This window comes from Stenotrophomonas sp. Ps181 (assembly GCF_025697425.1).
Taxonomy (GTDB): Bacteria; Pseudomonadota; Gammaproteobacteria; order Xanthomonadales; family Xanthomonadaceae; genus Stenotrophomonas; species Stenotrophomonas sepilia.
Window position 1 is genome coordinate 36,782 of record NZ_JAHWBI010000008.1, and the last position, 25,245, is coordinate 62,026.

Sequence of the window (25,245 nt, forward strand, 5' to 3'; positions counted from 1 at the left end):
TGAAATGGGGGCGGGCCGACCAGCGGCGTGAAGACACCATGACCTTTGGGATATGGTGTTGCCGTGAAGTGGTGCATTACTTTGCTACCACACCTGTCCACGCATCCTCCAGGGACCTGACGATGTCGCACCCAACCTTCCTGTCCGGCCGTCGCAGCGGAATCTGCGCTGCCGCACTGCTGATCTCCACCTCCCTGCTGCTGGGCGGTTGCGCCGCAGGGCCCAATTCCGAAGCCAAGGCTGCCGAGACCAAGGAGGAGAAGAAGGTCGACGCGGTCCCGGTCGAAGTGGCGGTGGCCAGCCATCGTGCCGTCGCAGCCAGCTACACCGGCACCGCGGCGCTGGAGCCACGTGCAGAGTCGCAGGTGGTCGCCAAAACCTCCGGCGTGGCCTTGGCGGTGCTGGTCGAGGAAGGGCAGCGGGTCACTGCCGGCCAGCCGCTGGTGCGGCTGGACCCGGACCGCGCGCGCCTGGCCGTGGCTCAGAGCGAAGCGCAGATGCGCAAGCTGGAAAACAACTACCAACGCGCACAGAAGCTGGTCGGCCAGCAGATGGTCAGCGCCGCCGATGTCGACCAGCTGCGCTATGACCTGGAGAACGTCCGTGCGCAGTACCGCCTGGCCACGCTGGAGCTGTCCTACACCACGGTAGTGGCACCAATCTCCGGTGTGATCGCCTCACGCTCGATCAAGACCGGCAACTTCGTGCAGATCAATACACCGATCTTCCGCATCGTCGACAACTCGCGGCTGGAGGCCACCCTCAACGTACCCGAACGTGAGCTGGCCACCCTGCGTGCCGGCCAGCCGGTGACGCTGGCGGCCGACGCCCTGCCGGGCCAGAGCTTCACCGGCACCGTCGACCGCATCGCGCCGGTCGTGGACTCGGGCAGCGGCACGTTTCGCGTGGTCAGTGCCTTCGATGGCGCCGCCCACGCGCTGCAGCCCGGCATGTTCGGCCGCATCCGCATCGATTACGACCAGCGTGCCGATGCGCTGGTGGTGCCGCGCCTGGCGTTGCTCGATGACGGTGAACCTGCGGTGTTCCGCGTGCGCGAAGGCAAGGTCGCACGCGTTCCGGTCAAGCTGGGTTACGCCGAGGGCCCGTGGGTGGAGATCCGTGATGGCCTGGCGGCCGGTGATCAGGTGGTCACCGCCGGCAAGGTCGCCCTGCGCGACGGCACCACGGTGCAGGTGATTGCCGATCCGAAGGCGAAGGCGGTCGCGGCGGCCGCCAAGCCCGCAGACAAGGCCGGGAGCAAGCAATGACTGCCCCGGGTCACGACCACGGTGCCTCGCCGGCGCGCGACGGCGCCGCCGCCGGCATGCGCGGCGGCCTGGTGGAATTCGCCACGCGTCGCCGTGTGACCATCGCCATGTGCACGGTCACGCTGCTGCTGTTCGGCCTGATCGCGCTCGGCAACCTCAAGGTCAACCTGCTGCCCGACCTGAGCTACCCGACGCTGACCGTGCGCACCGAATACACCGGTGCGGCGCCGACCGAAATCGAAACCCTGATCACCCAGCCGGTTGAAGAAGCGGTGGGCGTGGTCAAGAACCTGCGCAAGCTGAAGTCGGTCTCGCGCACCGGCCAGAGCGATGTGGTGCTGGAGTTCGCCTGGGGCACCAACATGGACCAGGCCAGCCTGGAGGTGCGTGACAAGATGGAAGCGCTGAACCTGCCGCTGGAGGCCAAGGCCCCGGTGCTGCTGCGCTTCAATCCGTCCACCGAGCCGATCATGCGCCTGGTGCTGTCGAACAGGACGGCGCCGACCAGCGATGCCGATGCGGTCCGCGAGCTGACCGGCCTGCGCCGCTATGCCGATGAAGACCTGAAGAAGAAGCTGGAGCCGGTCACCGGCGTGGCAGCAGTGAAGGTGGGCGGAGGCCTGGAAGACGAGATCCAGGTCGACATCGACCAGCAGAAGCTGGCGCAGCTGAACCTGCCGATCGACACCGTCATCAAGCGCCTGAAGGACGAGAACATCAACATCTCCGGCGGCCGCCTGGAGGAAGGCTCGCAGCGCTTCCTGGTGCGTACCGTCAACCAGTTCGCCGACCTCGAGGAAATCCGCAACCTGCTGGTCACCACCCAGGCCGCCAACGGCAGCGCAGCGGATTCGGCGCTGCAGCAGATGTTCAACATCGCCGCGTCGACAGGTTCCGCTGCAGCCATCGCGGCGGCGTCGGCGGCACAGAGCGCATCGTCCGGTGGTGGCTCCAGCGTGGTCGCCAACGGCGTGCCGGTACGCCTGAAGGACGTGGCCACAGTGCGCCAGGGCTACAAGGAGCGCGAAGCGATCATCCGCCTCGGCGGCAAGGAATCGGTCGAGCTGGCCATCTACAAGGAAGGCGACGCCAACACCGTGTCCACCGCCGAAGCGCTGCGCAAGCGGCTGGAACAGATCAAGGGCACGTTCCCGTCCGATGTCGAGCTGACCACCATCGAGGACCAGTCGCGCTTCATCGAGCACGCCATTGCCGACGTCAAGAAGGACGCGGTGATCGGTGGCCTGCTGGCGATCCTGATCATCTTCCTGTTCCTGCGCGATGGCTGGAGCACGTTCGTGATCAGCCTGTCGTTGCCGGTATCGATCATCGCCACGTTCTTCTTCATGGGCCAGCTCGGCCTGAGTCTGAACGTGATGTCGCTGGGCGGCCTGGCCTTGGCCACCGGCCTGGTGGTCGATGACTCGATCGTGGTGCTGGAGAGCATCGCCAAGGCCCGCGAGCGTGGCCTGGGCATCCTGCAGGCGGCCATTGCCGGCACCCGCGAAGTGAGCATGGCGGTGGTTGCCTCAACCCTGACCACCATCGCCGTGTTCCTGCCGCTGGTGTTCGTCGACGGGATTGCCGGACAGCTGTTCCGCGACCAGGCGCTGACCGTGGCGATCGCCATCGCGATCTCGCTGCTGGTGTCGATGACCCTGATCCCGATGCTGAGCTCGCTGAAGGGGCGGCCACCGCTGGCGTTCCCGGAAGAGGCGCCGAACGCAGCATGGCAGCCGCAGAAGCGCTGGCAGAAGCCGGTCGCGCTGGGCCGCCGTGGCGTGGTTGCCAGCGTGCGCTGGAGCTTCTATGCACTGGCCTGGCTTGTCGTGCGCGTGTGGCGCGGCGTGGTCGCAGTGGTCGGCCCGGTGATGCGCAAGGCCAGTGATCTGGCGATGAAGCCCTATGCAGGCGCCGAGCGCGGCTATCTGCGCCTGTTGCCGAGCGCATTGGCACATCCGGGCAAGGTGCTGGGCGTGGCAGCCATCATTTTCGTGGCGACCATGGCGCTGGTGCCGATGCTTGGCGCGGACCTGATCCCGCAGCTGGCGCAGGACCGGTTCGAAATGACGGTGAAGCTGCCCGCCGGCACGCCGCTGAAGCAGACGGATGCGCTGGTGCGTGAGCTGCAACTGGCGCATGGCAAGGGGGAGGGCGTGGCTTCGCTGTACGGTGTCAGCGGCAGCGGCACCCGCCTGGACGCCAGCCCCACCGAGAGCGGCGAGAACATCGGCAAGCTGACCGTGGTGATGGAAGGCGGTGGCAACGCGCGCACTGAAGCAGCAATCACCGAGCGCCTGCGCGGCACCATGAGCCAGCACCCGGGCGCCCAGGTCGACTTCGCGCGGCCGGCGTTGTTCAGCTTCTCCACGCCGTTGGAAATCGAACTGCGCGGGCAGGACATGGCGACTCTGGAAGTGGCTGGCCAGCGCTTGGCGGCGATGCTGCGCGGCAATGCGCACTACGCCGACGTGAAATCGACGGTGGAAGAGGGCTTCCCGGAAATCCAGATCCGCTTCGACCAGGAGCGCGCGGGTGCGCTGGGCCTGACCACCCGCCAGATCGCCGACGTGGTGGTGAAGAAGGTGCGCGGCGACGTCGCCACCCGCTACAGCTTCCGTGATCGCAAGATCGACGTGCTGGTGCGTGCCCAGGAAGGTGACCGCGCCAGCGTCGAGAGCATCCGCCGTCTGATCGTCAATCCGGGTAGCACCCGCCCGGTCACCCTGGACGCGGTGGCCGACGTGGTCGCCACCACCGGCCCCAGCGAGATCCATCGTGCCGACCAGACCCGGGTGGCGGTGGTATCGGCCAACCTGCGCGACATCGACCTCGGCGCAGCCATGCGCGAAGTGCAGCAGATGGTGGCCGAGCAGCCGCTGGGCGCGGGCGTTGGCCTGCACATCGGTGGGCAGGGCGAGGAGCTGGCGCAGGCGGCGAAGTCGCTGATCTTCGCCTTTGGACTGGCGATCTTCCTGGTCTATCTGGTGATGGCCTCGCAGTTCGAGTCGCTGCTGCACCCGTTCGTGATCCTGTTCACCATCCCGCTGGCGCTGGTCGGCGCGATCCTGGCGCTGATGCTGACCGGCAAGCCCATCTCGGTGGTGGTGTTCATCGGCCTGATCCTGCTGGTCGGCCTGGTCACCAAGAACGCGATCATCCTGATCGACAAGGTCAACCAGCTGCGCGAAGCCGGTGTGGCCAAGCACGAGGCGCTGGTGGAAGGTGCGCGTTCGCGCCTGCGCCCGATCATCATGACCACGCTGTGCACGCTGTTCGGCTTCCTGCCGCTGGCGGTGGCGATGGGCGAGGGCGCCGAAGTGCGTGCACCGATGGCGATCACCGTGATCGGTGGCCTGCTGGTGTCGACGCTGCTGACGCTGCTGGTGATCCCGGTGGTGTACGACCTGATGGATCGTCGCGGCGACGCCTACTACCGTGAGCGCGGCCGCAAGCATGCCGGTGAAGGCCTGCATGGCGACGAGGGCGGCACGGCAGGTGTGGAGGAGCCGGCATGAGCGTTGCCGAGTTCTCCATCCGCCGCCCGGTCACCACCATCATGTGCTTCGTGTCGCTGGTGGTGATCGGCCTGATCGCTTCGTTCCGGCTGCCGTTGGAGGCGCTGCCGGACATCTCCGCGCCGTTCCTGTTCGTGCAGATCCCATACACCGGCTCGACGCCCGAGGAAGTGGAGCGGACCATCATCCGCCCGGTCGAGGAGTCGCTGGCGACGATGACCGGCATCAAGCGCATGCGCTCATCGGCCACCTCCGAGGCGGCGCTGATCTATATCGAGTTCAGCGACTGGGACCGCGACATCGCCATTGCCGCGTCCGACGCGCGCGAGCGTATCGATGCGATCCGCAGCGACCTGCCCGACGACCTGCAGCGCTACAACGTGTTCAAGTGGTCCAGCAGTGACCAGCCGGTACTGAAGGTGCGCCTGGCCAGCACCACCGACCTGACCACTGCCTATGACATGCTCGACCGTGAGTTCAAACGGCGCATCGAGCGCATCCCGGGTGTGGCCCGGGTCGACATCACCGGCGCACCGCCGAACGAGGTGGAGATCGCCATCGATCCGAACCGGCTCAACGCGCATGGGTTGAGCATCAACGAGCTGAGCGAGCGCCTGCGCACGCTGAACTTCTCGATCTCGGCCGGTCAGATCGACGACAACGGCCAGCGCGTGCGCGTGCAGCCGGTGGGCGAGATCACCGACCTGCAGGAAATGCGCGACCTGGTGATCAACGCCAAGGGCCTGCGCCTGGGCGATATCGCCGACGTGCGCCTGAAGCCGGCGCGGATGAACTACGGGCGCCGCCTGGACGGCAACCCGGCCGTCGGCCTGGACATCTTCAAGGAGCGCAGTGCCAACCTGGTGGACGTTTCGCGTGCGGCGCTGGCCGAAGTCGAGGCGATCCGCGCGCAGCCGTCGATGCGTGACGTGCAGATCAAGGTGATCGACAACCAGGGCAAGGCGGTGACCTCGTCGTTGCTGGAACTGGCCGAGGCCGGTGCGGTCGGCCTGATCCTGTCGGTGACGGTGCTGTTCTTCTTCCTGCGCCATTGGCCGTCGACGCTGATGGTGACCCTGGCCATTCCGATCTGCTTCACCATCACCCTGGGCTTCATGTACTTCGTCGGGGTGACGCTGAACATCCTGACCATGATGGGCCTGCTGCTCGCGGTGGGCATGCTGGTCGACAACGCCGTGGTGGTGGTGGAGAGCATCTACCAGGAGCGCGAGCGCATGCCGGGACAGCCACGGCTGGCCTCGATCATCGGCACCCGCAACGTGGCCATCGCGCTCAGCGCCGGCACGCTCTGCCACTGCATCGTGTTCGTGCCGAACCTGTTCGGCGAAACCAACAACATCAGCATCTTCATGGCGCAGATCGCGATCACCATCTCGGTTTCGCTGCTGGCCTCGTGGCTGGTCGCGGTCAGCCTGATCCCAATGCTGTCCGCACGCATGGCCACCCCCAAGCTGGTGCACTCGCAGACCGGCCTGATCGCGCGCCTGCAGCGCCGCTACGCGCAGCTGCTGGACTGGTCGCTGCATCACCGCGGCTGGAGCCTGCTCGGCATCCTGCTGGTGGTGCTGGTCAGCCTGGTGCCGATGAAGCTGACCAAGGTCGACATGTTCGGTGGTGAGGGCGGCAAGGACATCTTCATCGGTTACATGTGGAAGGGCGCCTACACCTACCGGCAGATGTCCGAGGAAGTGGCGCGGGTGGAGAACTGGATCGACCAGAACCGCGAACGCCTGCACGTCAAGCAGGTGTACTCCTGGTACAGCGAGCAGGAAGGCAGCTCCACGGTGGTCACCCTGGACGAGAAGTACGCCAAGGACATCAAGGCGCTGCAGGAAGAGTTGCGCAAGGGCCTGCCGAAGTCCGCCCGCACCGACTATTTCGTCGGCAACCAGGGCGGCGATGGCGGTGGTGGCGGCAACCAGGGCGTGCAGGTGCAGCTGGTGGGCGACTCCAGCTCCATGCTGCAGGAGATCGGCCAGGAGGTGGTGCCGTTGCTGGCGCAGCGTGCCGAACTGCGGGACGTGCGCATCGACAACGGCGAGAAAGGCGGCGAGCTGAAGGTGCGCGTCGACCGTGAGCGTGCCGCAGCGTTCGGCTTCAACGCCGAACAGGTGGCCAGCTTCGTCGGCCTGGCGCTGCGCGGCGCACCGATGCGCGAGTTCCGCCGCGGTGACAATGAAGTGCCGGTGTGGGTGCGCTTTGCCGGCGCCGAGCAGAGCAGCCCGGAAGACCTGGCCGGTTTCAGCGTGCGTACCGGCGATGGCCGCAGCGTGCCGCTGCTGAGCCTGGTCACCGTGGACGTTGGTTCGTCAGCCACCCAGATCGGCCGCACCAACCGTCAGACGACGCTGACCATCAAGGCCAACCTGGCCGAGAAGGTCACCGCGCCGGACGGGCGCAAGGCGATCGAAGCCGTGCTCAAGCCGATGAACTTCCCGGCCGGCTATGGCTTCACCTTCGACGGCGGCGATTACGGCAACGACGACGAAGCCATGCAGCAGATGGTGTTCAACCTGCTGATCGCGCTGGTGATGATCTACGTGGTGATGGCGGCGGTATTCGAGTCGCTGTTGTTCCCGGCGGCGATCATGAGCGGCGTGCTGTTCTCGATCTTCGGCGTGTTCTGGCTGTTCTGGATCACCGGCACCTCGTTCGGGATCATGTCCTTCATCGGCATCCTGGTGCTGATGGGCGTGGTGGTGAACAACGGCATCGTGATGATCGAGCACATCAACAACCTGCGGCGCAGCGGCATGGGCCGTACCCAGGCGCTGGTGGAAGGCTCACGTGAACGCCTGCGCCCGATCATGATGACCATGGGCACGGCGATCCTGGCGATGGTGCCGATCTCGCTGACCGACACGCAGATGTTCGGCAATGGCCCGGAGTACTCGCCGATGGCGCGCGCGATTGCCGGCGGCCTGGCGTTCTCGACCGTGGTCAGCCTGTTGTTCCTGCCGACGATCTACGCGGTGCTCGATGACCTGCGCAATGCCGTGACGCGGCTGATCCGCCGTGCGCGTGGAGTGGAGATGGTAGAGCCGGGCGCTGCCCGGCTGTAAGGCAGGTCAACGTGTTGTGGTGTGGGGGAGGCCGGTCGTAGTGGGGCGGCCTCCCCCTTTTTTGCTCGCCGCGTCTGCTTGCCTCTGTAGAGCCGAAGGCAGCGGCAGGAGCCGCTGCCAACGTCGCTTGCGGCGGCCCGGAGGGTGTCGGCCAGGACGGCCGGCATAGCCATGCTCGGCTGCTGTTCGCCGCATTGCGGCGTCGCCCGTGCATGGGCTCGGGCGCTACAGATTCTGTGGCCGGTTGAGGGGTTAACCCGCCACCTTGCCCCACACCTTGAACGTGGTCAGCCACAGGCCGAGCATGCTGCCGATGTTGGTCAGCATGAAGGTCAGCACCACGCGGGTAACGCGATTGCGGTACCAGCCCTTCAGGCTCTGCGCGTCGTCGCGCAGCTTCAGGAAGTCCTCGTAGGCTGGCTTGCGCACACGCGCTTCCACCAGTGCCGAGAAGGCGCCGGTCGGGATGCTCAGGCGGAACGGCTTGAATGGGGCCACCGCGATCGCGGTGAGGATGCTCAGCGGGTGACCGCCGGCCAGCAGGCAGCCCAGGCCGGCCAGGCCGCCGGTATACATCGCCCAGGTTGCCAGCAGCTCGGTGCCTACGCCCAGGCCGCCGCGGTAGAAGCCTACGCCGATGCCGGTCGCCACGATCGCCAGGATACCCAGCGTGAACCACGGGATGTTGCGCTTCTTCGGCACTGCCTCCAGCTCGGCGCGCAGCGGCGCCGGTGCCTCGGTGTCGGTTTCCAGGTGGCGTGCCAGACCCGCCAGGTGGCCGGCTCCGACCACTGCCAGCACTTCGCGCTGGTGCGGGTCGTGTTCTTCGCGCAGGCGGGTGGCCATGTAGCGGTCACGCTCGCCGATGATGGTCTCGTACAGCGCCGGGCTCTCGCTGGCGAACTCACCGAAGCTCGATTCCAGCATGTCGCCCTGCTTGAGCTTCTCGATCTCGTTCTCGCCCACTTCCTCGGACGAGAACAGTCCGGCGCCGAGGCCGGCAACCAGCTTCAGCTTGCCGAAGAAGCCCAGCCGTTGCGACGCTCGGCGGAAGGTCAGGCCGACCTCGCGGTCGATCAGGTGCACCGGCAGGTTGCGTTCGCGGGCGAGTTCCACCGCACGCTTCAGCTCGGCACCGGGCTCGATGTCGAGTTGCTCGGCCAGGCGGCGCTGGTAGGCGGACAGGGCCAGGTTGGCGGCGAACAGGGCGACGCGGCCCTTGCGGATCACCTCGACCAGGTCGAGCTTGGCCAGCGTGTCGGGGTCGCTCAGCGCCTGCAGGCGCTGCGGGTCCAGCTCGACGGCAACGGCATCGAAGCGGCCGCTGTCGATGGCTTTTTCAACGGCCTCGACGCTGGCGCGTGAGACGTGGGCAGTGCCCAGCAGGGTGTAGCGTACGCCGTCGCGTTCGACGACGCGCACCGGCTGGCCGGCGAACAGATCGTCGCCGGTCTCGGGAAGGGTTTCGGTCATGGGTTCATTCATTGGAGGGTGCGGTGTCGGCGCCATCGCCGAGCGCGCGCTGCATCTGCACGGTGTCGAGCCAGCGGCCATGCTTGCGGCCGAGGCCACGGAACACGCCCACCCGCTCGAAGCCGAAGCGTTCGTGCAGCTTGATCGAGGCGGTGTTGGTCGGTTCGCCGATCACCGCCACCATCTGCCGGTAGCCACGCGCGATGCAGGCATCGATCAAGGCCTGTAGCAGGCCGGTGCCGACACCCTTGCCCTGGAACGCGGCATCGACGTAGACCGAGTTCTCCACGGTCCACTGGTAGGCGATGCGGGTGCGATAGGTGTTGGCATAGGCATAGCCGGCCACCTGGCCGTCGATCTCGGCGACCAGGTAGGGGAAGCCACGGTCGATGATGTCGCGCATGCGGCGCAGCATCTCGTTCGCGTCCGGGATGTCGTACTCGTAGGTATTGACGAAGTCGGTCACTTCCACCGCGTAGATCGCAGTGATCGCGGCGATGTCGGCCGGACCGGCATCTCGGATGAGGACGGCCATGCGCGGGCTCCGGCTCAGTCGATGTAGCGCTTGAGCAGGCCGCCGTAGGCATCGATGCGGCGATCACGCAGGAACGGCCAGATGCGGCGCACATGCTCGCTGCGCTGCAGATCGACATCGCACAGCAGCACGGTGGCATCGGTGCCGGCCTCGGCCAGGAACTCGCCCTGCGGGCCGAGCACGTGGCTGTTGCCCCAGAACTGGATGCCCGACGCGCCCAGCGGCGAGGCTTCGTGGCCGACGCGGTTGCAGCTCAGCACCGGCAGGCCGTTGGCCACGGCGTGGCCGCGGTGGCTCAGCACCCAGGCGTCGCGCTGGCGGGTCTTCTCGTCCTGCACGTCGTCCGGGTCCCAGCCGATCGCGGTCGGGTACAGCAGCAGCTCGGCACCGGCCAGCGCCATCAGCCGCGCCGCTTCCGGGTACCACTGGTCCCAGCACACCAGCACGCCCAGGCGGCCCACCGAAGTGTCGATCGGCGTGAAGCCGATGTCGCCCGGGGTGAAGTAGAACTTCTCGTAGAAGCCCGGGTCGTCCGGGATGTGCATCTTGCGGTACTTGCCGAGCAGGGTGCCGTCCTTTTCAAACACCACCGCGGTGTTGTGGTACAGGCCGGCAGCGCGGCGCTCGAACAGCGAGCCGACCAGCACCACGCCATGCTTCTTGGCCAATGCGCCCAGGCGCTCGGTGCTCGGGCCCGGAATGGGTTCGGCCAGGTCGAACTCGTCCACCGATTCGTGCTGGCAGAAGTACGGGCCGTTGTGCAGTTCCTGCAGCAGCACCAGCTTGGCACCCTGCGCAGCCGCCTCGGCCACGCGTGCTTCGATCACCGCCAGGTTGGCGGCGGCATCACCGTGGTTGCGCTCCTGGATCAGGGCGACGGTAAGGGGGCTGCGCGAGTTCATGCGGGGCGTTCCTGCGGGGGAAAACCTGCATGTTAGCGCGGATGGGCGGCGGCGGCGTGTCGCGCGCTGAATGGGTGCGATCGGTAGTGCCGGCCGCTGGCCGGCAATCCCGTGGATCCATCAGGCAGTGCAGGGTTGCCGGCCAGCGGCCGGCACTACCGTCATGCCTTCAACAGCCCTTCCGGCAGCTGCATGGTGATGCAGTGCAGGCTACCGTTCTGCCAGATCAGCGAGCGGCAGGGCACCTGCACGATCTCGCGACCCGGGTGCGCCTGGGCCAGCACATCACGGGCCAGGTCGTCGGCCGGATCGCCATAAGCGGGCATCAGCACCGCGCCGTTGACGATCAGGTAGTTGGCGTACGACGCCGCAAGACGGCGGCCTTCGTCGATCACCGGCTGTGCCCACGGCAGCGGGAACAGGCGGTACGGCTTGCCGTCCTTGGTGCGCAGCGCGGCCAGCTCGTTGCCCATCGCCTGCAGTTCGGCGTAGTGCGAGTCGCTCTCGTCGTCGCAGGCCTGGTAGACGATGCTGTCAGGCGAAGCGAAGCGGGCCAGGGTGTCGATGTGGGCGTCGGTGTCGTCGCCTTCCAGATACCCGTGGTCCAGCCACAGCACGCGGTCCTGCTGCAGCCAGTCGGCCAGGTCGGCGCTCAGGCTCGCGCGGTCGCGGTCCGGGTGGCGTTCGTGCAGGCACTTCCAGGTGGTCAGCAGGGTGCCTTCGCCGTCGGTCTCGATGCCACCGCCTTCCAGCGCGAACGGAATGCTGCGCACCGGGGCGTCGTTGAACACGCCAGCCTGGTCGAGCACGCCCACCAGCTGGTCATCCAGGGTCGCGTCGAACTTGCCGCCCCAGCCAGTGAAGCGGAAGTCCAGCAGCTGGAAACCGCCGTCGGCGCGGCGCAGGGTGATCGGGCCGGAGTCGCGCAGCCAGGTATCGTCGTAGGCGGCCGTGGTGAAGTGGACCTTGTCCATGTCGATGCGGTTGGAGCGCAGCCGCATTTCGGCATAGGTCTCCACATCGTCGTCGGCCACGCAGATCAGCACCGGCTGGAAGCGGGTGATGGCCGCGACCAGGGCGATGTAGGTCTCTTCCACCTGGCCCAGGCGGTCGGCCCAGTCGGTGTCGGCGGTAGGCCAGGCAATCAGGACGCCGCTCTGGGCTTCCCACTCGGCAGGAAAACGAAGGGTCTGGTTCATGGTCTCGCTACACAGGCCCGCCCAGGGCGGGTAAAGGGATCAACGGATCGGTGGTTTCGGGCCGATTTCGTTCGGGTCCGCCTGGTTGGCCACCACGTCGATCACCTTCTGCTTCTCGAAGTAGACGGTGAACTGCGGGTACACCCAGCGGTTGATGGTCGGCCACTGCCGCTTCTGCCCGCCACGCGGCTGCAGTTGTTCGCTGGGCGCGCCGAACTGCGCCTGCACCTGCTGCATGCTCTGGCCGCGCACGGGCAGGGCACCGGCCGGCTTCTCGCGGGCACGGTCGACAAGCAGGGTATCGGCCAGTGCCGGTGTGGCGGCGGCCAGGGCGGCCATTACGGCCAGGGCGGACAGGTAACGCTTCATCTCGATCTACTCCCCAGTGGTCAAGAAAGGCGATTACAGCAAAAACGGCAGGAAAAAGCCGCATAAACAAAAAACCGCCCGAAGGCGGTTTCTTGCATCGGGTCGGCCCCGCGTAGGGCCAGCCGCAGCCGGAAGGCTGTGAGGCTTAGCGCTGACGCGCCTTGAAACGCGGGTTCGACTTGCAGATGACGAAGATCTTGCCACGACGACGCACGACCTTGCAGTCACGGTGACGGGCCTTCGCCGACTTCAGGGAGGACAGGACTTTCATGGCATACCTCGGCGTAAACAGTAGTTGTTCGGGTGGAGCGTGGCCGCGATATGCGAAAGACAATCGGCAGTTGACGCTCGTTCAAGCCCGCCATTCTACCGGGCTTTTCCTCGTGGTTTCAAGTGGTTGCACAAAAGATCCCGCTGGGGGCGTCTGGCAGGGGCTAGAATGGCCTCTTCACACGCTCTGGGACCCCCATGAATCCACTCGCTCCCGTCCTGACCATCGACGGCCCATCCGGGGCCGGCAAGGGTACCATCAGCCGCATCATCGCGCGCAGGATGGGCTGGCATTACCTGGATTCGGGCGCGCTGTACCGGGCGGTGGGCGTGGCCGCAAGCTGGGCCGACATCGATACCTCCGACGCCTCGGCGCTGGTGCGCTGCACCTTCGACACCCACGTCCAGTTTGTCGAGCAGGGCGATGCCATGCGGGTCATGGTCAACGGCACCGATGCCACCGACGAGCTGCGCCTGGAGACCACCGGGGCGCTGGCCTCGGCCATTGCCGCCATCCCGGAGGTCCGGGCCGCCCTGAAGGAGCGCCAGCGCGCATTCAGGGAGCTGCCGGGCCTGGTCGCCGACGGCCGCGACATGGGCACGGTGATCTTTCCGGACGCTCCCTACAAGGTCTTCCTGACCGCCAGTGCCGAGGAGCGCGCCGAGCGCCGGCATAAGCAGTTGAAAGACAAGGGGGTTTCTGTTAACTTTGATGACCTCCTGCGCGAGATCATGGCCCGCGACGCCCGTGATGCTCAGCGTACCGTGGCGCCCCTGAAGCCGGCAGACGATGCTGTCCTCATCGACACCACAGGCATCGGCATCGATGATGTCGTTGCCCGAGTGATGGATCTGCTTCCGGTTCCGGCTGCCTGATCCGTTCGCGCGGGAGCACTGCCAGCCGCATCGGCAGTGGTCGCGCAAAGCAGTGCTGTACCAGCTCCGTCGCGCAATGATGCGTGGCGGTTTTCCTACTACACACGACCTGCGTTTCCGGGGTCGACCAACAGGCGGGCGGTCGCCATTCCCCTGAAGGGGACGCCACCGACCCATGTGTCCAACAGAGTAAATCTAATGACCGAATCATTTGCCGAACTGTTTGAAGCCAGCCAGGCCAACCTGGCCAAGCTGAAGCCGGGCGCCATCGTCAGCGGTACCGTTGTTGAAGTCCGCGGCGACGTCGTGGTGATCAACGCTGGCCTGAAGTCCGAAGGCATCGTGCCGATCGAACAGTTCCGTAACGACGCTGGCGAAATCGACGTCGCCGAAGGCGACATCGTCAAGGTCGCCCTCGACTCGATCGAGAACGGCTTCGGCGAAACCGTCCTGTCGCGCGAGAAGGCCAAGCGCGCGATGGTGTGGGACGAGCTGGAAGAAGCGTTGGAAAAGAACGAAACCATCACCGGCCGCATCAGCGGCAAGGTCAAGGGTGGTTTCACCGTGGACATCAAGGATGTCCGCGCCTTCCTGCCGGGTTCCCTGGTCGATGTGCGCCCGGTGCGCGATCCGGCCTACCTGGAGGGCAAGGAACTCGAGTTCAAGCTCATCAAGCTGGACCGCAAGCGTAACAACGTCGTGGTCTCGCGCCGCGCTGTCGTCGAAAGCGAGCACTCGGAAGAGCGCGAGCAGCTGATGGACAAGCTGCAGGAAGGCGCGATCCTGAAGGGTGTCGTCAAGAACCTGACCGATTACGGCGCGTTCGTGGACCTGGGTGGTATCGACGGCCTGCTGCACATCACCGACATGGCGTGGAAGCGCGTGCGTCACCCGTCGGAAGTCGTGAACGTCGGCGACGAGCTGGACGTCCGCGTGCTGAAGTTCGACCGCGAGCGCAACCGCGTTTCGCTGGGCCTGAAGCAGCTGGGCGAGGATCCGTGGGACAACATCGGCCGTCGTTACCCGGCCAACAGCCGCGTCTTCGGCAAGGTCTCCAACGTCACCGATTACGGTGCGTTCGTTGAGATCGAGCCGGGCGTCGAAGGCCTGGTGCACGTCTCCGAGATGGATTGGACCAACAAGAACGTCAACCCGTCCAAGGTTGTCCAGGTGGGTGATGAAGTCGAAGTGATGGTGCTGGACGTCGATGAAGAGCGTCGCCGCATCTCGCTGGGCATGAAGCAGGTTGCCGCCAATCCGTGGGAAACCTTCGCTGCCACCCACAAGAAGGGTGACAAGGTGTCGGGCCAGATCAAGTCGATCACCGACTTCGGCATCTTCATCGGCCTGGACGGCGGCATCGACGGCCTGGTCCACCTGTCCGACATCAGCTGGAACACCACCGGCGAAGACGTCGTTCGCAACTTCAAGAAGGGCGATACCCTGGACGCCGTCGTCCTGGCCGTCGATCCGGAGCGCGAGCGCATCTCCCTGGGCGTGAAGCAGCTGGAGCAGGATCCGTTCGGCCAGTACATGGCTGCCAATCCGAAGGGCTCCAAGGTCGAAGGCGTGGTGAAGGAAGTCGACGCCAAGGGCGCGATCATCGAGCTGGCTGACGGCATCGAAGGTTACGTCTCGGCCCGTGACATCGCCAACGAGCGCGTTGACGACGCCACCCAGCACCTGAAGGTCGGCGACAAGGTCGAAGCCAAGTTCGTGGGCATGGACCGCAAGGGCCGTACCCTGCAGCTGTCGATCAAGGCCAAGGACGACGCTGAAATGCGCGAAGTGCTGGAGGAATACCAGTCCTCTTCGGCTTCCAGCGGCACCACCCAGCTGGGCGCGCTGCTGCGTGCACAGCTGAACGGCAACAAGTCCGAGTAATCGGCCTTAGGCTGTTCGTTGTTTCCTGGACGGCCCGGGCATTGCCCGGGCCGTTTCAGGCTGAGATGCCCCTGATGTGAGCCGGTAATGACCAAATCCGAACTGATCGAAATCCTTGCGCGCCGCCAGGCGCACCTGAAGGCCGATGATGTCGATCTGGCGGTGAAGTCGTTGCTGGAAATGATGGGCGGATCGCTGTCCGCCGGGGATCGCATCGAAATCCGTGGATTTGGCAGCTTCTCGCTGCACTATCGTCCGCCGCGCCTGGGTCGCAACCCGAAGACCGGCGAATCGGTTGCCCTGCCGGGCAAGCATGTCCCCCATTTCAAGCCGGGCAAGGAACTGCGCGAGCGGGTCAGCAGTGTGCTGCCGCTGGACGCCGATCCGGCCTGAGCCTGCCGTCGCGCCACCGCGTGCGAATCCAGCCGCGAGTCGGATAAGCTACGGACTCCTGCCACTGGAGCTGTCGCATGAAGGTTTTTCGTCTGCTGGTCCTGCTGGCGGTACTCATTCTCGGGTTGATCATCGGTGCCATGAACATGGACGAGATGACCATCAACCTTGTTTTCACCCAACTGAAGACCTCGGTCGGCGTGGCAATCATTGCCGCATTGCTGATCGGTGTCATCGTCGGTGCTGGCCTGGTGCTGGTGAGCGTGGTCATTCCGCTCTACGGCCAGCTGCGTCGCGCCAACAAGTCTGCTGTCGCTTCGCCGGCACCGGTTGCTTCCCCCCAATCTTTTGATGGACGTTGATCGAAGATGGATTTCGTCACCGAGTGGTTCTGGTTCTTCCTGTTCGTACCGCTGGCCGCACTGGCCGGGTGGGTGATCGGGCGGCGTGGTGGCCAACGCCACGGTGACAACCAGGTCAGCCGCCTGTCCAGCACCTACTTCCGGGGCCTGAACTACCTGCTCAACGAGCAGCCGGACAAGGCCATCGAGCTGTTCCTGCACATCGCCGAGCTGGACAAGGAAACCTTCGAGACCCAGGTCGCGCTGGGCCATCTGTTCCGCCGTCGTGGCGAAGTCGACCGCGCCATCCGCCTGCACCAGGGCCTGGTCAATCGCCATGACCTGAGTGACGCACAACGCGTGCAGGCCCTGCTGGCCCTGGGCGAGGACTACATGAAGTCCGGCCTGCTGGACCGTGCCGAGACCGTGTTCACCGAGCTGGCCCAGCTGGATCAGCGCGCACCGCAGGCGCTCAAGCACCTGATCGGCATCTACCAGGCCGAGCGCGATTGGGAAAAGGCCATCGACAACGCCACCCGGTTCGAGGATGTCACCGGCGAGCCGATGGGCAAGCTGATCGGGCAGTTCGAGTGCGAACTGGCCGAGCGATTCCGTGGCGCCGGCAAGCTGGAAGAGGCGAGGGCAGCGATCGCCCGCGCCTACCAGGCCGATGCGATGTCGGTGCGCGCCGGCATCATCGAGGGCCGGTTGGAAACCGACGCGGGCAATCCTGAGGCCGCCGTGCGCGCCTTCGAGCGCGCCGCGCGCAACGATCCCGAATACCTGCCGGAACTGCTGCCGGCGTTGATGCAGAACTATCGCAAGGTGGGCGATCTGGCAGGTGCGCGCGCGTTCCTGTCGGAGATGACCGAGCATTACCGTGGCATTGCCCCGGTGCTGGCGCTGACCCGGCTGATGGAAGAACAGGAGGGCGTGGCCCCGGCGCGTGCCTACCTCGGCCGCCAGCTGAAGGATCGCCCGTCGGTGCGTGGCGAGTCCGCGCTGATCGACCTCACCCTCGCCGAGGGCGCCGATTCCACCGCCACCCTGCATGACCTCAAGCACATCACCGACCAGCTGCTGGTGCGCAACCCGGCCTATCGCTGCACCCGCTGCGGCTTCGGGGCACGTACCCACCACTGGCAGTGCCCGAGCTGCAAGGAGTGGGGAACGGTCAAGCCGCTGCTGAACTACGCGGTGCTCTGATCCATGCCCTGGCTTGTGATGGGCGCGCTGCTGGCGCTCGCCCTGCTGAGCGCGCTGCTGACCTGGGCTGCACGCGGCTATGCGCTGCGCCAGCAGTTGATGGACCAGCCGGGCGAACGCCGCAGCCATAGCGTCGCCACCCCGCGCGGTGGCGGCATCGCCATCGTCATCAGCCTGCTGGTGACTGCTGGCGTGGCCATGTGGGCCTGGCCCGAAGCGACTCCCAGCTTGCTGGTGGCCAGCCTTGGGCTGGTGCTGGTGGCCGGCATCGGCTGGTGGGACGACCACAAGCCCCTGCCGGCGATGCGTCGCCTGCTGGTGCACTTCATCGCTGCGGCGCTGCTGGCCGGCCTGGTCAAGGTGAACGGCGGAAGCTGGCTGTTGGCCACGCTGGTGCTGCTGTTCACTGCCTCGCTGATCAACATCTGGAATTTCATGGACGGCATCAACGGCATCGCCGCCAGCCAGGCCGTCGTAGCGATGCTGGGGCTGGCGCCGGTGCTGCCGTGGCCGTACTCGCTGGCTGCCGTGGCGCTGGGCCTGGCCTGCCTGGGATTCCTGCCGTTCAACTTCCCGCGGGCCCGGATCTTCATGGGCGATGTCGGAAGCGGCGCGTTGGGGTATGCGGTCGCAGCGGTGCTGGCGCTCGCCAGCGTGCGTACCGATATCAACTGGATCCTGCTGCTGGTCCCGGTTTCGCCGTTCCTCGTGGACGCAGGCTTCACACTGCTGGCGCGCATCATTTCGGGACAACGCTGGATGGAACCCCATACCCAGCACGTCTACCAGCGCGCGGTGCAGGCAGGAGCCAGTCACCCCCAGGTGACAGGGATGTACTTTGCTTTGGGCCTGTTCAGTATTACAGTGTTCAATGTCTGCTCCAATCTGCAGCCGAGGTGGGAGGCTGCCGTGGCGATCGCGTGGTTCACCGCGCTGAGCGTCCTCTGGCTCCTCCTGCGCAATGGAATGCGCTACCGACAAGGAAATACCTGACTTATGGCTTCACCCTGGCGGGACAGAATCCTCGGCCTGATGCCGCGTTCGGCCATCGTCTGCCACGACCTCTTCATGGTCTGGGCATGCTGGCAGTTGCTCCATGCAGGGCGTTACTCGATCCTGCCCAACGCTCCGGCGTTGCCCCTGTGGAACGTCGATACCACCCTGGTCCTGCTGCTGCAGGGCCTGGTGTTCTGGCGCGTGGGCCTGTATCGCGGGCTGTGGCGGTTCGCCAGCGTCAGCGACCTGCTGAACATCTTCAAGGCCAGCTTCATCGGCATGGTCGCCATCGTCCTGGTGCTGATGTGGAAGCGCTTCGACGGCGTGCCGATGTCGGTGCTGGTGATCTACCCGTTCGCGCTGTCGGCACTGTTGGGCGCACCGCGCCTGCTGTACCGGGCCTGGAAGGACTACCAGGCACTGCAGTCCGATTCCAGCGCCCGCCGCGTGCTGATCCTCGGCGCCGGCCAGGCGGCGGAAACACTGGTGCGCGACCTGCGTCGTTCCGGCAACTTCGAGCCGGTCGGCCTGCTCGACGATGCACCGCACCTGCGGGGTGCCAAGCTGCAGGGCCTGCCGATCCTCGGCACCCTGGATGACGCCCCGACGGTGGTCCGCGAGACCGCTGCCAAGCTGCTGGTCATTGCCATGCCGTCGCTGGATGCCGCAGGCATGCAGCGCGTTGTCGCGATCTGCGAAAGCACCGGCGTTCCGTTCCGTACCGTGCCCAAGCTCAGCGACATCCTGCAGGGCCAGTCGCTGCCAGGCCAGCTGAAGGAAGTGGCGATCGAAGACCTGCTGGGCCGCAAGCCGATCATGCCGGACTGGAACCTGATCCGTGGCTGGTTGGGTGGGCGCACCGTGATGGTTACCGGCGCCGGTGGTTCGATCGGCTCGGAGCTGTGCCGCCAGTGCGCGCGGCACGGTGCCGGTCGCATCATCCTGCTGGAGATCAGTGAACTGCTGTTGCTGACCATCGAAGGCGAGCTGCGGCGCAGCTTCCCCGATGTCGAGATCGAGGCGGTGTTGGGCGACTGTGGCGACCCGGCCGTGATCCGCCACGCGCTGTCGCTGCACCCGGTCGATACCGCCTTCCATGCCGCCGCCTACAAGCATGTGCCGGTGCTGGAGCGCCAGCTGCGCGAAGCGGTGCGCAACAACATCCTGGCGACCGAGAACGTCGCCCGCGCGTGCCTGGAAGCCCGCGTGGAGCATTTCGTGTTCATTTCCACGGACAAGGCGGTCGATCCGGTCAATGCGCTGGGTGCGAGCAAGCGCTACGCCGAGATGATCTGCCAGAGCCTGGACCAGAAGTCCACGCACACCCGTTTCGTCACGGTGCGCTTCGGCAACGTGCTGGCGTCGGCCGGCAGCGTGGTGCCGCTGTTCCGCGAGCAGATCCTGCGCGGTGGTCCGGTCACGGTCACGGACCCGGAAGTCAGCCGTTACTTCATGACCATCCCCGAGGCCTGCCAGCTGATCCTGCAGGCGGCCGCGTCGGCGTCGCATGGTGCGATCTACACTCTGGACATGGGCGAGCCGGTGCCGATCCGCGTGCTGGCCGAACAGATGATCCGCCTGACCGGCAAGCAGCCGTACAAGGACATCCAGATCATCTATACCGGCCTGCGCCCGGGCGAGAAGCTGCACGAGACCCTGTTCTATTCGGACGAAGACTACCGTTCGACCGCGCACCCGAAGATTCTCGAGGCCGGCGTGCGTACGTTCTCGCGCGACCTGGTGCTGGGCAATGTTCCGCGCCTGCGTGAGGCGATTGCCAGCTACGACACTGCCAGCATCCAGGAAATCCTGTTTGCGACGATGCCGGAATTCTCGCCAATCGAACAGGATGCTTACATTTCATCCGCTAAAGTCGTGCCCTTTCCGGCACGTGAGGCGAACAGGCACCAATGAGCAAGCGAATTCGCAAGGCAGTTTTCCCGGTGGCAGGACTGGGAACGCGTTTTTTGCCAGCAACCAAGACTGTGCCGAAGGAGATGCTGCCGATCATTGATCGGCCGCTGATCCAGTACGCCGTGGATGAAGCCATCGAAGCCGGCTGCGACACGCTGGTGTTCATCACCAACCGCTACAAGCACGCCGTCGCCGATTATTTCGACAAGGCCTACGAGCTGGAGCAGAAGCTCGAGCGCGCCGGCAAGCAGGAGCAGCTGGAGCTGATCCGGCATGTGCTGCCCAATGGCGTGCGCGCGATCTTCGTGACCCAGGCCGAGGCGCTGGGCCTGGGGCACGCAGTGCTGTGTGCCAAGGCTGTGATCGGTGACGAGCCGTTCGCGGTGCTGCTGCCCGACGATCTGATCTGGAACCGCGGTGCCGGTGCGCTGAAGCAGATGGCCGACCTCAATGAGGCCAGCGGTGCCAGCGTGATCGCGGTCGAAGACGTGCCGCACGAAAAGACCGCCAGCTACGGCATCGTCGCCACTGAGGCGTTCGATGGCCGCAAGGGCCGCATTTCGCAGATCGTCGAGAAGCCGAAGCCGGAGGACGCGCCGAGCGACCTGGCGGTGGTCGGTCGCTACGTGCTGAGCCCGAAGATCTTCGAACTGCTGGAACAGACCCAGACCGGTGCCGGCGGCGAGATCCAGCTGACCGATGCGATTGCCGAGCTGTTGAAGACCGAAGAAGTCGATGCCTATCGTTTCGAGGGCACCCGCTTCGACTGCGGTACGCACCTGGGGCTGGTGGAGGCGACGATCCGCTTCGCGCTGGACAACCCGAAGCTGGCCGGCCCGGCGCGGGAGAAGCTGGCGGCGATGCTGGCGGAATAAGGGGTTTATCAAGCGCTCCGTCAGCGCTTTGATTGATACGTGATGGGCGGGACGGGTGGGCCGTTGCAGGACACGCCGTAAACCCGTCCATGGGGGCTCGATGGCGCCATCCATGGCGCCAACGGTCCTGCAACGGCCCACCCGTCCCGCCTGTTAGGTTTCCTGCGGGCGCGGACGGGAAGGGCGGAATCAAGGGCAGAAGCAAAAGCAAAAAAGGCAGCCACTGGCTGCCTTTTTTCGTGGGTTGGGGTCAGATCCCTTTGCGAAGCAAAGGGCTCTGACCCCGGCCTTTGACCCTGCCTTTGCTCAACCTTCCGCCGCGGGGGGGGGGCTGGAAGGGCCGGGTTGGCAGGGCTGCCCGGGACCGTTGGCGCCATGGATGGCGCCATCGAGCCCCCATGGATGGGTTCACGGCGTGTCCCGGGCAGCCGTGCCAACCCGGCCCACGCCATGAAGCCCAACGAGGCAACGCTTTGAACCTTACAGCGCCTCGAAAATACCCGCTGCGCCCATGCCGGTGCCGATGCACATCGTCACCATGCCGTACTTCTGCTGGCGACGACGCAGGCCGTGCAGCAGAGTCGCGGTACGGATCGCGCCGGTCGCGCCCAGCGGATGGCCCAGGGCGATCGCGCCGCCCAGCGGGTTGACCTTGCTCGGGTCCAGGCCGCAGTCGCGGATCACCGCCAGCGACTGCGCGGCGAAGGCTTCGTTGAGCTCGATCCAGTCCAGCTGGTCCTGGGTCAGGCCGGCCTGCTTCAGTGCCTTCGGGATCGCGGCGATCGGGCCGATGCCCATCACTTCCGGGCGCACGCCGGCCACCGAGAAGCTGACGAAACGGGCCAGCGGGGTCAAGCCGTAGTCCTTGATCGCCTGCTCCGAGGCCAGCAGCACGGCACCGGCGCCGTCGCTCATCTGCGAGGAGTTGCCAGCGGTGACGGTGCCGCCGAACTGGCCGTTGCGGAACACCGGGCGCAGCTTGGCCAGGCCTTCGGCCGAGGAATCCGGGCGCGGGCCTTCATCGGTGTCGGCGATCTTGTTGCGGGTAATGATGCGCTGGCCATCGGCCAGGTCCGGCAGGTGCGAGACGATCTCGTACGGGCTGATCTCGTCCTTGAACTCACCGTTCTGGATCGCGGCCATGGCCTTCTGGTGCGAGGCCAGGGCGAAGGCGTCCTGGTCTTCGCGCGAGACCTTCCACTCTTCGGCGACCTTTTCGGCGGTGATGCCCATGCCGTAGGCGATGGCGACGTGGTCGTTGTCGAACACGCTCGGTGCCATCGCGATCTTGTTGCCCATCATCGGCACCATCGACATCGACTCGGTACCGCCGGCCAGCATCAGGTCGGCGTTGCCCAGGCGGATCGCATCGGCGGCCTGCGCCACGGCCTGCAGGCCGGAGGAGCAGAAGCGGTTCACGGTCTGCGCGGCGATGGTGTTCGGCAGGCCGGCCAGCAGCACGCCGATGCGGGCCACGTTCATGCCCTGCTCGGCTTCCGGCATGGCGCAGCCGATGATGGCGTCATCGATGCGGTTGACGTCCACACCCGGGGCCTGGGCGACGACGCTGCGCAGCACGTGCGCAAGCATGTCGTCGGGGCGGGTGTTGCGGAACATGCCCTTGGGCGCCTTGCCAACCGGGGTACGGGTGGCGGCGACGATGTAGGCGTCCTGGATTTGCTTGGTCATTGCAATGATCTCTTGAATAGGGGTTGGAAGAGGTTGCCGGCCAGCGGCCGGCACTACCGATGTCTTCCGTCAGTTCCGCAGCGGCTTGCCGGTCTTGAGCATGTGCGCGATGCGGGCCTGGGTCTTTTCCTGCTGGGCCAGTTCGACGAAGTGCTTGCGCTCCAGGGTCAGCAGCCACTCTTCGTCGACCAGGGTGCCGCGGTCGACCTTGCCACCACACAGCACGGTGGCGATGCGCTCGGCGATCTCGTAGTCGTACGGGCTGATGAAGCGGCCTTCCAGCATGTTGACCAGCATCATCTTGAAGGTGGCGATGCCCACGTCACCGGCGACCTGGATGCGGCGTGCCGGCAGCGGCGGGCGGTAGCCGGCTTCGGCCAGGGCGCGTGCTTCGGCCTTGGCGATGTGCAGGGCCTCGTAGCTGTTGAACACCACCTTGTCGGTGCTGCGCAGCAGGCCCAGCTCCTTGGCGTTGACCGCCGAGTTGGACACCTTGGCCATCGCCACGGTCTCGAAGGTCTTCTTCAGTTCGGCGAACACGTCGCCACCCGGACCGGCGGCCCGCGAGGCGCGCACGGCCAGCTCCTTCAGGCCGCCACCGGCCGGCAGCAGGCCGACGCCGGCCTCGACCAGGCCGATGTAGCTTTCCAGGAAGGCCACGGTCTTGGCGCTGTGCATCTGGAATTCGCAGCCGCCACCCAGCGCCAGGCCACGCACGGCGGCCACCACCGGCACCAGCGAGTACTTGATGCGCTGGCTGGTGCGCTGGAAGTTGGCCACCATTTCCTCGAACTGGTCGACCTTGCCGGCCTGCAGCAGGCCCAGCGCGCCGGCCAGGTCGGCACCGGCGGAGAAGGGTTCCTTCTGCTGCCAGATCACTAGGCCCTGGAAGTCCTTCTCGGCGCGGCTGACGCATTCCTGCAGGCCATCCAGCACCTGGTCGGACACGGTGTTCATCTTGGTCTTGAAGCTGACCACGGCGATGCCATCACCGTCGTGCCACATGCGCAGGCCGTCGTTCTCGAACACGGTTTCGCCCGGCGCGAACTGCTCGCCCAGCAGCGGATCCGGGAAGCGCTGGCGCTGGTACACCGGCAGCGACGAACGCGGCAGCTTGGCGTTGCGCGACGGGCTGTAGCTGCCTTCGGCGGCGTGCACACCGTCGCGGCCATCGAACACCCAATCCGGCAGCGGGGCGCTGCTCATGCTCTTGCCGGCCACGATGTCATCGGCGATCCACTGCGCCACCTGCTTCCAGCCGGCAGCCTGCCAGGTCTCGAACGGGCCCAGCGACCAGCCGTAACCCCAGCGGATCGCCAGGTCGACGTCGCGTGCGGTCTCGGCGATATCGGCCAGGTGGTAGGCGCTGTAGTGGAACAGGTCGCGGAAGGTCGCCCACAGGAACTGTGCCTGCGGGTGCTGGCTCTCGCGCAGCTTGGCGAACTTCTCGGCCGGGTTCTTGATCTTCAGGATCTCGACCACTTCCGGGGCGGCGGTGCGGTCGGCCGGGCGGTAGTCCTGCTTCTCCAGGTCCAGGACGACGATGTCCTTGCCGACCTTGCGGAAGATGCCGGCGCCGGTCTTCTGGCCCAGCGCGCCCTTGGCAATCAGCGCGTCCAGCCACTTCGGCGACTTGAAGAATTCATGCCACGGGTCATTCGGCAGGGTATCGCCCATGGTCTTGATGACGTGGGCCATGGTGTCCAGACCGACCACGTCGGAGGTGCGGTAGGTGGCCGACTTCGGGCGGCCGACCAGCGGGCCGGTCAGGCCGTCCACTTCATCGAAGCCCAGGCCGAACTGCTGGGTGTGGTGGATGGTGGACAGGATCGAGAACACGCCGATGCGGTTGCCGATGAAGTTCGGGGTGTCCTTGGCATACACCACGCCCTTGCCCAGGGTGGTGACCAGGAATGCTTCCAGGCCTTCCAGCACGGCGGCGTCGGTGGTGGTGGCCGGGATCAGCTCGGCCAGGTGCATGTAGCGCGGCGGGTTGAAGAAGTGCACGCCGCAGAAGCGGTGGCGCAGCTGCTCGGGCAGCACGTCGGCCAGCTTGTTGATGCCCAGGCCCGAGGTGTTGGAGGCCAGCACCGCGTGGTCGGCCACGAACGGGGCGATCTTCTTGTACAGGTCCTGCTTCCAGTCCATGCGCTCGGCGATGGCCTCGATGATCAGGTCGCAGTCCTTCAGCTGCTCCAGGCCGGACTCGTAGTTGGCCGGGGTGATGGCTTCGGCCAGCGACTTGCTGGCCAGCGGCGCGGGGCTCAGCTTGCCCAGATTGGCGATCGCCTTCAGCACGATGCCGTCGGCCGGACCTTCCTTCGCAGGCAGGTCGAACAGCACGGTGTCGACGCCGGCGTTGGTGAGGTGGGCGGCGATCTGGGCACCCATGACGCCGGCACCCAGCACGGCGGCGCGGCGGACTAGCAGGGAATTGGACATGGTGTAGGGCCT

General features: G+C 66.0%; 19 protein-coding genes. 11 read left to right on the top strand and 8 right to left on the bottom strand.

The genetic code is table 11. The features are described 5' to 3' along the window. The first annotated feature begins 122 nt into the window (after positions 1–122). Genes KXV01_RS17410 through KXV01_RS17420 form a run of 3 tightly spaced genes read left to right on the top strand, consistent with a single transcriptional unit; the run spans position 123 to position 7,869 of the window. Positions 123–1,268 (top strand): efflux RND transporter periplasmic adaptor subunit, encoded by a 1,146-nt coding sequence (locus KXV01_RS17410; protein ID WP_049411461.1) that lies wholly within the window; start codon positions 123–125, stop codon positions 1,266–1,268. Beyond that, positions 1,265–4,786, top strand: a complete 3,522-nt coding sequence (locus KXV01_RS17415; protein ID WP_099487731.1) for an efflux RND transporter permease subunit — start codon at positions 1,265–1,267, stop codon at positions 4,784–4,786. The genes KXV01_RS17410 and KXV01_RS17415 overlap by 4 nt, the downstream gene beginning before the upstream one ends. After that, a complete protein-coding gene (locus KXV01_RS17420; RefSeq protein WP_049440481.1) occupies positions 4,783–7,869 on the top strand; it encodes an efflux RND transporter permease subunit in 3,087 nt (1,028 codons plus the stop codon). Before KXV01_RS17415 ends, KXV01_RS17420 begins: the two co-directional genes overlap by 4 nt. 252 nt (positions 7,870–8,121) lie before the next feature. Here KXV01_RS17420 and KXV01_RS17425 read toward each other — a convergent pair whose 3' ends face one another. The 6 genes from KXV01_RS17425 to ykgO all read right to left on the bottom strand — a co-directional run bounded on the left by KXV01_RS17425 (position 8,122) and on the right by ykgO (position 12,618). Continuing rightward, positions 8,122–9,354 (bottom strand): TraB/GumN family protein, encoded by a 1,233-nt coding sequence (locus KXV01_RS17425; protein WP_049411467.1) that lies wholly within the window; start codon positions 9,352–9,354, stop codon positions 8,122–8,124. Next, the gene (locus tag KXV01_RS17430; RefSeq protein ID WP_049411472.1) at positions 9,347–9,877 is read right to left on the bottom strand and encodes a GNAT family N-acetyltransferase; all 531 of its coding nucleotides are present in this window, start codon (positions 9,875–9,877) and stop codon (positions 9,347–9,349) included. Before KXV01_RS17430 ends, KXV01_RS17425 begins: the two co-directional genes overlap by 8 nt. Before the next feature lie 14 nt (positions 9,878–9,891). Then, entirely contained in the window at positions 9,892–10,779 is an 888-nt protein-coding gene (locus KXV01_RS17435; protein ID WP_263467971.1) for a carbon-nitrogen hydrolase, read from the bottom strand. A 161-nt stretch (positions 10,780–10,940) separates the two neighbouring features. Then, positions 10,941–11,978, bottom strand: a complete 1,038-nt coding sequence (locus KXV01_RS17440) for an agmatine deiminase family protein (RefSeq protein ID WP_111097203.1) — start codon at positions 11,976–11,978, stop codon at positions 10,941–10,943. A 39-nt stretch (positions 11,979–12,017) separates the two neighbouring features. Beyond that, positions 12,018–12,347 (bottom strand): hypothetical protein, encoded by a 330-nt coding sequence (locus KXV01_RS17445; protein ID WP_049411478.1) that lies wholly within the window; start codon positions 12,345–12,347, stop codon positions 12,018–12,020. Positions 12,348–12,492: 145 nt separating this feature from the next. Next, the gene (gene ykgO / locus KXV01_RS17450) at positions 12,493–12,618 is read right to left on the bottom strand and encodes a type B 50S ribosomal protein L36 (RefSeq protein WP_005409283.1); all 126 of its coding nucleotides are present in this window, start codon (positions 12,616–12,618) and stop codon (positions 12,493–12,495) included. A gap of 197 nt (positions 12,619–12,815) precedes the next feature. Here ykgO and cmk point away from each other — a divergent pair, with 197 nt between their 5' ends. From cmk to galU, 8 genes are all read left to right on the top strand, one after another. Beyond that, on the top strand, positions 12,816–13,493 hold the full coding sequence (gene cmk, locus KXV01_RS17455) for a (d)CMP kinase (protein WP_049411481.1): 678 nt from the start codon (positions 12,816–12,818) through the stop codon (positions 13,491–13,493). A gap of 198 nt (positions 13,494–13,691) precedes the next feature. Next, positions 13,692–15,377, top strand: coding sequence for a 30S ribosomal protein S1 (gene rpsA, locus KXV01_RS17460; protein ID WP_005416230.1), 1,686 nt, complete (start codon positions 13,692–13,694; stop codon positions 15,375–15,377). An 87-nt stretch (positions 15,378–15,464) separates the two neighbouring features. Further along, complete coding sequence (locus KXV01_RS17465; protein ID WP_005409286.1) at positions 15,465–15,770, top strand: integration host factor subunit beta; 306 nt, start codon at positions 15,465–15,467, stop codon at positions 15,768–15,770. 77 nt (positions 15,771–15,847) lie between these two features. Continuing rightward, the gene (locus KXV01_RS17470; protein WP_049411484.1) at positions 15,848–16,132 is read left to right on the top strand and encodes a LapA family protein; all 285 of its coding nucleotides are present in this window, start codon (positions 15,848–15,850) and stop codon (positions 16,130–16,132) included. A 6-nt stretch (positions 16,133–16,138) separates the two neighbouring features. Continuing rightward, entirely contained in the window at positions 16,139–17,317 is a 1,179-nt protein-coding gene (gene lapB, locus KXV01_RS17475) for a lipopolysaccharide assembly protein LapB (protein ID WP_019661300.1), read from the top strand. A 3-nt stretch (positions 17,318–17,320) separates the two neighbouring features. Next, positions 17,321–18,310: a glycosyltransferase family 4 protein gene (locus KXV01_RS17480; protein WP_049441267.1), complete on the top strand. Its 990-nt coding sequence runs from the start codon at positions 17,321–17,323 to the stop codon at positions 18,308–18,310. Positions 18,311–18,313: 3 nt separating this feature from the next. Continuing rightward, on the top strand, positions 18,314–20,227 hold the full coding sequence (locus tag KXV01_RS17485) for a nucleoside-diphosphate sugar epimerase/dehydratase (protein WP_032954120.1): 1,914 nt from the start codon (positions 18,314–18,316) through the stop codon (positions 20,225–20,227). Then, positions 20,224–21,102 carry a UTP--glucose-1-phosphate uridylyltransferase GalU gene (gene galU / locus KXV01_RS17490; protein WP_032954121.1) on the top strand — a complete coding sequence of 293 codons (879 nt, stop codon included), beginning with the start codon at positions 20,224–20,226 and terminating at the stop codon, positions 21,100–21,102. Before KXV01_RS17485 ends, galU begins: the two co-directional genes overlap by 4 nt. Positions 21,103–21,582: 480 nt before the next feature. Here the strand turns inward: galU and KXV01_RS17495 are convergent, their stop codons facing one another. Together KXV01_RS17495 and KXV01_RS17500 are read right to left on the bottom strand one after the other, a co-directional pair. Continuing rightward, positions 21,583–22,791, bottom strand: coding sequence for an acetyl-CoA C-acyltransferase (locus KXV01_RS17495; RefSeq protein ID WP_005409292.1), 1,209 nt, complete (start codon positions 22,789–22,791; stop codon positions 21,583–21,585). A 69-nt stretch (positions 22,792–22,860) separates the two neighbouring features. Beyond that, on the bottom strand, positions 22,861–25,233 hold the full coding sequence (locus tag KXV01_RS17500) for a 3-hydroxyacyl-CoA dehydrogenase/enoyl-CoA hydratase family protein (protein WP_164284328.1): 2,373 nt from the start codon (positions 25,231–25,233) through the stop codon (positions 22,861–22,863). Positions 25,234–25,245: the final 12 nt, after the last annotated feature.

What these genes read in the sequence shown, in the direction of transcription:
- KXV01_RS17410 (WP_049411461.1), top strand. Translation starts at nt 123, where the DNA reads ATGTCGCACCCAACCTTCCTGTCCGGCCGTCGCAGCGGAATCTGCGCT.
- KXV01_RS17415 (WP_099487731.1), top strand. Translation starts at nt 1,265, where the DNA reads ATGACTGCCCCGGGTCACGACCACGGTGCCTCGCCGGCGCGCGACGGC.
- KXV01_RS17420 (WP_049440481.1), top strand. Translation starts at nt 4,783, where the DNA reads ATGAGCGTTGCCGAGTTCTCCATCCGCCGCCCGGTCACCACCATCATG.
- KXV01_RS17425 (WP_049411467.1), bottom strand. Translation starts at nt 9,354, where the DNA reads ATGAATGAACCCATGACCGAAACCCTTCCCGAGACCGGCGACGATCTG.
- KXV01_RS17430 (WP_049411472.1), bottom strand. Translation starts at nt 9,877, where the DNA reads ATGGCCGTCCTCATCCGAGATGCCGGTCCGGCCGACATCGCCGCGATC.
- KXV01_RS17435 (WP_263467971.1), bottom strand. Translation starts at nt 10,779, where the DNA reads ATGAACTCGCGCAGCCCCCTTACCGTCGCCCTGATCCAGGAGCGCAAC.
- KXV01_RS17440 (WP_111097203.1), bottom strand. Translation starts at nt 11,978, where the DNA reads ATGAACCAGACCCTTCGTTTTCCTGCCGAGTGGGAAGCCCAGAGCGGC.
- KXV01_RS17445 (WP_049411478.1), bottom strand. Translation starts at nt 12,347, where the DNA reads ATGAAGCGTTACCTGTCCGCCCTGGCCGTAATGGCCGCCCTGGCCGCC.
- ykgO (WP_005409283.1), bottom strand. Translation starts at nt 12,618, where the DNA reads ATGAAAGTCCTGTCCTCCCTGAAGTCGGCGAAGGCCCGTCACCGTGAC.
- cmk (WP_049411481.1), top strand. Translation starts at nt 12,816, where the DNA reads ATGAATCCACTCGCTCCCGTCCTGACCATCGACGGCCCATCCGGGGCC.
- rpsA (WP_005416230.1), top strand. Translation starts at nt 13,692, where the DNA reads ATGACCGAATCATTTGCCGAACTGTTTGAAGCCAGCCAGGCCAACCTG.
- KXV01_RS17465 (WP_005409286.1), top strand. Translation starts at nt 15,465, where the DNA reads ATGACCAAATCCGAACTGATCGAAATCCTTGCGCGCCGCCAGGCGCAC.
- KXV01_RS17470 (WP_049411484.1), top strand. Translation starts at nt 15,848, where the DNA reads ATGAAGGTTTTTCGTCTGCTGGTCCTGCTGGCGGTACTCATTCTCGGG.
- lapB (WP_019661300.1), top strand. Translation starts at nt 16,139, where the DNA reads ATGGATTTCGTCACCGAGTGGTTCTGGTTCTTCCTGTTCGTACCGCTG.
- KXV01_RS17480 (WP_049441267.1), top strand. Translation starts at nt 17,321, where the DNA reads ATGCCCTGGCTTGTGATGGGCGCGCTGCTGGCGCTCGCCCTGCTGAGC.
- KXV01_RS17485 (WP_032954120.1), top strand. Translation starts at nt 18,314, where the DNA reads ATGGCTTCACCCTGGCGGGACAGAATCCTCGGCCTGATGCCGCGTTCG.
- galU (WP_032954121.1), top strand. Translation starts at nt 20,224, where the DNA reads ATGAGCAAGCGAATTCGCAAGGCAGTTTTCCCGGTGGCAGGACTGGGA.
- KXV01_RS17495 (WP_005409292.1), bottom strand. Translation starts at nt 22,791, where the DNA reads ATGACCAAGCAAATCCAGGACGCCTACATCGTCGCCGCCACCCGTACC.
- KXV01_RS17500 (WP_164284328.1), bottom strand. Translation starts at nt 25,233, where the DNA reads ATGTCCAATTCCCTGCTAGTCCGCCGCGCCGCCGTGCTGGGTGCCGGC.